Origin of the sequence: Plantactinospora endophytica (assembly GCF_016862915.1) — a bacterium.
GTDB classification, from domain to species: Bacteria; Actinomycetota; Actinomycetes; order Mycobacteriales; family Micromonosporaceae; genus Plantactinospora; species Plantactinospora endophytica.
The window spans coordinates 124733-131276 of sequence record NZ_BONW01000049.1; the positions used below are offsets into that span (position 1 = coordinate 124733).

Sequence of the window (6544 nt, forward strand, 5' to 3'; positions counted from 1 at the left end):
CGGTGAAGACGCGTAGCGGCGAAGGTGGGTGCGCCGACCGTTGGAGCCGGCCGCTGGATGTCACCCCGGCCGTCTCACACCGCGACCTCTGGGCGGTCAGCACGGCGGAGAAGGCCGGTACCGGCCCCGTCGCCGTACGCTGCGACCTTATCCGAGCGCGCCGCTCCGCGTTGCGTCGGGGCACAATCCGGCCAATCGACTTCACCCCCCGACGCGGACCGCCGAGCCTCTGCCGCACAGACCGCCGAACTCCTGCCGCACAGACCGCCGGGCCTCGCCGCGCGGACCGTCGAACTCCTGCCGCGCCGACCGCTGAGCCTCTGCCGCGCGGACCGCCGAACTCCTGCCGCACAGACCGCCGGGCCTCGCCGCGCGGACCGTCGAACTTCTGCCGCGCGGACCGCCGGGCCTCGCCCGGCCTGGAGCGGCTGCCGCTGCGGCTCAGACCGCAAGCATGTCCGGGGTGACCGCCGCCTCGGTGTCCGGGATGCCCAGGTCACGGGCCCGCTTGTCGGCCAGCGCCAGCAGCCGGCGGATCCGGCCGGCGATCGCGTCCTTGGTCAGCGGCGGCTCGGCCAGCGCACCCAACTCCTCAAGGGACGCCTGTCGGTGCTCCAGGCGCAGCCGGCCGGCCGAGGTGAGGTGGTTGGGGGCATCCTCGGCGAGGATCTCCAGCGCCCGGGTCACCCGCGCGGCGGCGGCGACGGCAGCCCGGGCCGAACGGCGCAGGTTGGCGTCGTCGAAGTTGGCCAGCCGGTTGGCGGTGGCCCGCACCTCGCGGCGTACCCGGCGCTCCTCCCAGGAGAGCACGCTGGAGTGGGCACCGATCCGGGTCAGCAGCGCGGCGATCGCGTCACCGTCCTTGACCACCACCCGGTCCACCCCGCGCACCTCGCGGTACTTGGCGGTGATGCCGATCCGGCGGGCCGCGCCGACCAGGGCGAGCGCGGTCTCCGGGCCGGGGCAGGTGATCTCCAGCGCGCAGGAGCGGCCGGGCTCGGTCAGCGAGCCGTGCGCCATGAAGGCACCCCGCCAGGCCGAGACCGCGCAGCAGACGTTCGCCGCCACCACGTGCGGGGGCAGTCCGCGTACCGGCCGGCCGCGCACGTCGAGCAGGCCGGTCTGCCGGGCCAGCGCCTCGCCGTCCTTGACCACCCGGACGATGTAGTGGCTGCCCTTGCGCAGCCCGCCGGAGGCGAGTACGTGGATCTCGCTCGGATATCCGTAGACCTCGGCGATCTCCCGGCGCAGCCGGCGGGCCACCGCGCCGGTGTCGAGTTCGGCCTCGACCACCACCCGTCCGGAGACGATGTGCAGTCCGCCCGCGAAGCGCAGCAGGGCGGCCATCTCCGCCCGCCGGCAGCAGGGCTTGGGCACGTCGACCCGGCTCAGCTCGTCCTTGACCGCAGCCGTCATCGCCATCTTGTCGTCACCTCGTGGGCCGGTCCCGGCGGGTGCCGGTGATTCGTACGTGCTTCGTTCGATTCGTACGTGCTTAACGATCGGCGCCCAGGAGAGGCACCAGCGCGGCTCCCAGCGCTGCCGGATCGTGTTGGGGACGCCCGTCCGGTACGGCCACCGGGGCGAGCACGAGCCGCGCACCCAGCGATTCTGCCGCACGATGCATCGGTTCGGGGTCACCCACCGCCTTTCCGTCAGCCAGCACCACGTCGACCTTGAGCCCGGGCAGGTACCAGCCGAGCGCGGCCAGGTGGTCGGCGAGGGAGAGGCCGAGCGTCTCCGCCTCGTTGGCGAGGTTGAGCGTGACCAGTCGGCGGGCCGGGCTGGCCACCATCGCCTCGGCCAGCTCCGGCACCAGCAGGTGCGGGATGACGCTGGTGTACCAGCTTCCCGGACCGAAGATCAGCCAGTCGGCCTCCCGGACCGCCGCCACCGCCTGTGGGCAGGCGCTCGGGCCTTCCGGGGTGAGCCGTACCGACTCGACCCGGCCGTCGGTGACGGCGACCGCGTGCTGTCCGCGTACCGTCTGCACGGCGCTCGGGCGGCGCGGGTCGGCGCCGCGTACCCGGGCCTCGATGCCGACCGGCTGGCAGGCCATCGGCAGCACCCGGCCGACCGCACCGAGCATCACGGCGGCGTGTTCGAGCGCGGCCACCGGGTCGCCGAGCAGCTCCATCAGGCCGCAGAGCACCAGGTTGCCCACCGCGTGCCCGGCCAGCGGGTCCGGGCGCGGGCCGGTGCCGGCGAACCGGTGCTGGAACAGTTCGGCGCTGCGCCGGGTGTCGGCCCCGTCGGCGGCCAGCGCGGCGAGGGCCTGCCGCAGGTCGCCGGGGGGCAGCGCGCCGCGTTCGAGCCGCAGCCGCCCGCTGGAGCCGCCGTCGTCGCCGACGGTCACCACGGCGGTGATGTCGAGGTCGAGTTCCGGCGCGCAGCGCCGCAGCGCCCGCAGCGACGCCGACAGGCCGTGCCCGCCGCCGAAGGCGACCACCCGCTGCTTCGCGGGGCCTCGGTCCACCTTCGCCTGCGGTCCGTCGTGACCGTTGGTGGAGGTCGGGGGGCGCACGTCGCGCGGTCCAGGTTGCGAAGGGTTCACTCGCGCCCCAGGTCACGGTGGTGCGCGGTGGCGGCCAGCCGGGCCTGGCGCAGCCGGGCGGCCAGTTCCTCGGCGATCGCCACGCTGCGGTGCTTGCCGCCGGTGCAGCCGACCGCCACCGTCAGGTAGCGCTTCCCCTCCCGCTCGAAGCCGGGCGCGGTCGCGTTGATCAACCGGGCGTACGTCTCGACGAAGGTCACCGCGCCGCGCTGGCCGAGCACGTACCGGCTGACGTCCTCCTCCCGGCCGGTGTGCTCGCGCAGCTCCGGCACCCAGTACGGGTTGGGCAGGAAGCGGGCGTCGAGCACGAAGTCGGCGTCCGGCGGAAGGCCGTACTTGAAGCCGAAGGAGAGCACGGTCACCCGGAGCCGGCGGGCGTCCTCACCGCCGAACAGCTCCTCGACCCGGCTGCGGAGCTGGTTCACGTTCAGGTGGGAGGTGTCGATGATCACGTCGGCCTGGTCCCGGGCCTCCTCCAACAGCCCGCGCTCGATCGCGATGCCGTCGGCCAGCCGCCCGTCGCCCTGGAGCGGGTGCGACCGCCGGACGCTCTCGAAGCGCCGGATCAGCACCTCGTCGTCGGCGTCCACGAAGACCACCCGGGGCTGGAAACCACGCTCCTTGAGCGCCCGGATCGCCCCGGCCAGGTCGGTGGAGAAGGCCCGGCTGCGCACGTCGAGCACCATCGCCGTCTGCCGGGCCGCCCCACCGGCTCGGAAGGCCAGCTCGGCCATGTCGAGCATCAGCGCCTGTGGCAGGTTGTCCACCACGTAGAAGCCGACGTTCTCGAGTGCCCGCGCGACGGTACTGCGCCCGCCGCCGGAGACCCCGGTCACCACCACCAGCGTGGTGTCGGACCGGGTCGGTCCCGCCTCGGACCGGCCGTGCACCGGCTGACCGCCGTCCGGTTCCCGGTCGGTCCCGGGCTCCTCGACCTGGTCCTCTGTGCCCGTCGGCGACTCGTCGGTCGCCACCCGCGCCTCGCTCACGTTCCACCCCCCAGCCGTACCCGCCTGCCGGATCGACGGTACGCGCCCGGCGGCGCGTACCCGAGGGTCGACCGCCCGGCGAGGTTGGGAACGTAATCTACCCGGCCGTCGCAATTCCCCGGGCCGGTGGCCCGGGCGGGTCAGTTCCGACGATTGCTAAAGATATCTTTCTAGAGTTATCTTTAGGATATGACGAAGCCCGAGATCCGGCTGACCGACGCGCGAGCCTTACGGGGGTTCGCCCATCCACTGCGGATGACCCTGGTCGGGCTGCTCCGCCGGGAGGGTCCGATGACCGCGACCCAGGCCGCCGAGCGGCTCGACGAGAGCGTGCCGAACTGCTCCTACCACCTCCGCCAGCTCGCCAAGTACGGCCTGGCCGAGCGGGTCGAGGGCAGCGACGCCCGGGAGCGGCCGTGGCGGGCGACCGCACAGGTCACCTCCTGGGACGACACCTCCGACGATCCGGCGATGCTGGCGGCGGCCAACGAACTGCACTCGGTGATCCTGGACCACTACCTCAGCCGGGCCCGGACGCACCTGGCACAGCGGGCGTCCGAGCCGACGGAGTGGCGGGCCGTGCTCGGCTTCGGCGACGCACTGGTGCACGTCACCTCGGCCGAGCTGACCGAGCTGACCCGGCGGATCGAGGCCCTGTTCGCCGAGTACGACGAGCGGCTCACCGACCCGTCGACCCGGCCCGACGGCTCCCGTCCGGTCGGCATCATCCAACTGCTGGTGCCCACCGAGCCGCCTCCCGGCACGAACGCCGCGGACTCGACGGCGGACTCGACGGCGGGCTCGACGGCGGCCGACACGACGACGGCCGACTCGGCATCGACAGCGGACTCGGGACCGACGGCGGACTCCGGATCAGCGGCGGACGCGACGACGGCGGGCTCGGGATCGGCGGCGGGCTCGGGACCGACGACGGAGGCGGGGCGGTGACCGGCACGCTGAGCGCTCCACCGGCGGTCGACCGACGCCGACGCTGGCTGCCCGAGCTGCTGCGCCAGGCACCGTTCCGGCGGTACTGGTCGGCCCAGACCGTGTCGCTCTTCGGCGACGAGATCTCCGTGCTCGCCCTCCCCCTGCTGGCGGTGCTCGGCACCGGCGCCGGTCCGGCCGAGATGGGCTACCTCACCGCCGCCGCGCTGATCCCGAACCTGTTCTTCTCGCTGCTCCTCGGTGCCTGGGTCGACCGATACCCGCACAAGCGCCGGCTGATGGTCCTGGCCGACCTGGGCCGGGCGGTGCTGCTGGCCGCCGTGCCGCTGGCGTACCTCTTCGGCGTGCTCTCCCTCGGCCAGCTCTACGTGGTCGCCTTCCTCACCGGCACCCTGGCCGTACTCTTCGAGGTCGCGCACGGCACCCTCTTCGTCTCGCTCGTGCCGCGCAAGGACTACGTCGACGCGAACGCGTTGACCAACGGCAGCCGGGCGATGTCGTTCGTCGCCGGGCCGAGCGTGGGCGGATTCCTGGTGCAGACCCTCACCGCACCGGTCGCACTGCTCGCCGACGCGGTGTCGTACCTGTTCTCCGCCCTGTTCCTGGCCCGGATCGGACCGATCCGGACGACGGCGCCGGCCTCCGACGACGGCGCCGGGCTCGGCCTCAAGCGGGGCCTGCGGTTCATCGCCCGCGCCCCGATCCTCCGCTCGTTGCTGCTCGGCACCACCACGCTGAATCTCTTCAACTACATGTTCACCGCGCTGTACGTGCTCTACGTCAGCACCGAACTGGGGCTCTCCCCCGGCCTGCTCGGGCTGGTGATCGGCATCGGCTCGATCGGCGCGCTGCTCGGCGCGGCGGTGACCGGTCGGCTCGTCCGCCGACTCGGCATCGGCCGGACCGTGGTGCTCAGCTTCGTGCTCTTTCCGGCACCGCTGGTGCTGGTGCCGCTGGCCGGTGGGTCGCCCCCGGTGGTGCTGGGCGTGCTCTTCGCCTCGGAGTTCCTCTCCGGGCTGGGCCTGATGATGATGGACATCACCGTCGGCTCGCTCCAGACCGCGGTCATCCCGGAGCACCTGCTGGCCCGGGTCGCGGGCGCGAAGCGGACCGTCAACTACGGCATCCGACCGATCGGCGCCGTGCTGGGCGGCACCCTGGGCGCCACCCTCGGGGTACGCCCGACGCTGTGGATCGCCACCGTCGGGGCGATCGCCGGGCTGCTCTGGGTGCTGCCCACCGCGATTCCGAAGCTGCGCGAACTTCCGGAGCCGGACCACGCCGCCGCCGGGTGACAACCGTCGATATCCTGGCCCGGTCCCGACCCGCCAGGTCGGGGCCGGCCGGCGGCAGAAGCGACGAAACCGGGGGTGGCGGTGGGGGACGTCCGCGAGCGGTTGACCGGGGTACTGCGCCGGGAACGGGTACGGTGGCGGCTGTCTCGCAAGCCGCTGCGCCTGGTGGTGCAGGCGATCGGGCTCGCCGGGTTGGCGTTGACCGGGTTCGCGTTCCTGCGTACCAGTGGCGAGATCAACGAGACGGCGGCGTCGATCCTGGTCGCGGTGGTGTTCGGCGCCGTCACCGTGCTCCAGCAGCGGCAGTCGCAGCGCCGGCAGTACACGGTCGGACTGATCACCGCGTTCCAGAGTGCCGACCCGCTCAGTCGGGCCGACATCTGGATGGCCGGTCGGATCAGCACCCGGCGACAGGTCGGCGCGGATCTGGCCGAGGACGACGAACGGCACGTCATCCCACTGCTCGACTACTACGAGTTCCTCGCGGTGCTCGCCGTACGCGGCCTGGTCGACGTACCGCTGCTGCTGAACCTGCGCGGTGGCACCATGACCAGGTGCTTCGAGCTGTGCCGGGGCTACATCGCGGACCGTCGGGTACGGGCCGGCGCCGAGGTCTACCAGGCGCTGGAACTGTTGGCGACGGAGTACCGCCGTGTGCCGTCGACTGACACCGCAGGACTCGAAGACGCCACTGGCCGGGTCCCCGATTCGGGGGACCCGGCCAGTGTCAGTAGCTCTGTTTAGCTGTTCTCTTAGCT

At 72.9% G+C, this 6544-nt stretch carries 6 protein-coding genes; 3 read left to right on the plus strand and 3 right to left on the minus strand.

The window, feature by feature from the left end:
• Positions 1-441 precede the first annotated feature (441 nt).
• The 3 genes from whiA to rapZ form a co-directional block, all read right to left on the minus strand.
• Positions 442-1422 carry a DNA-binding protein WhiA gene (gene whiA, locus Pen02_RS39375; protein WP_203871296.1) on the minus strand — a complete coding sequence of 327 codons (981 nt, stop codon included), beginning with the start codon at positions 1420-1422 and terminating at the stop codon, positions 442-444.
• A gap of 73 nt (positions 1423-1495) precedes the next feature.
• The gene (locus Pen02_RS39380) at positions 1496-2476 is read right to left on the minus strand and encodes a gluconeogenesis factor YvcK family protein (protein ID WP_239141987.1); all 981 of its coding nucleotides are present in this window, start codon (positions 2474-2476) and stop codon (positions 1496-1498) included.
• A gap of 74 nt (positions 2477-2550) precedes the next feature.
• Positions 2551-3444, minus strand: a complete 894-nt coding sequence (rapZ, locus tag Pen02_RS39385) for an RNase adapter RapZ (RefSeq protein ID WP_203871318.1) — start codon at positions 3442-3444, stop codon at positions 2551-2553.
• A 288-nt stretch (positions 3445-3732) separates the two neighbouring features.
• On the opposite strand from rapZ, the gene Pen02_RS39390 reads away from it, so the two are divergent.
• The 3 genes from Pen02_RS39390 to Pen02_RS39400 all read left to right on the plus strand — a co-directional run bounded on the left by Pen02_RS39390 (position 3733) and on the right by Pen02_RS39400 (position 6530).
• Complete coding sequence (locus Pen02_RS39390) at positions 3733-4491, plus strand: winged helix-turn-helix domain-containing protein (protein WP_203871297.1); 759 nt, start codon at positions 3733-3735, stop codon at positions 4489-4491.
• Positions 4488-5786, plus strand: coding sequence for an MFS transporter (locus Pen02_RS39395; protein ID WP_275413665.1), 1299 nt, complete (start codon positions 4488-4490; stop codon positions 5784-5786). Before Pen02_RS39390 ends, Pen02_RS39395 begins: the two co-directional genes overlap by 4 nt.
• A 75-nt stretch (positions 5787-5861) precedes the next feature.
• Positions 5862-6530 (plus strand): DUF4760 domain-containing protein, encoded by a 669-nt coding sequence (locus Pen02_RS39400; protein WP_203871298.1) that lies wholly within the window; start codon positions 5862-5864, stop codon positions 6528-6530.
• Positions 6531-6544 lie beyond the last annotated feature (14 nt).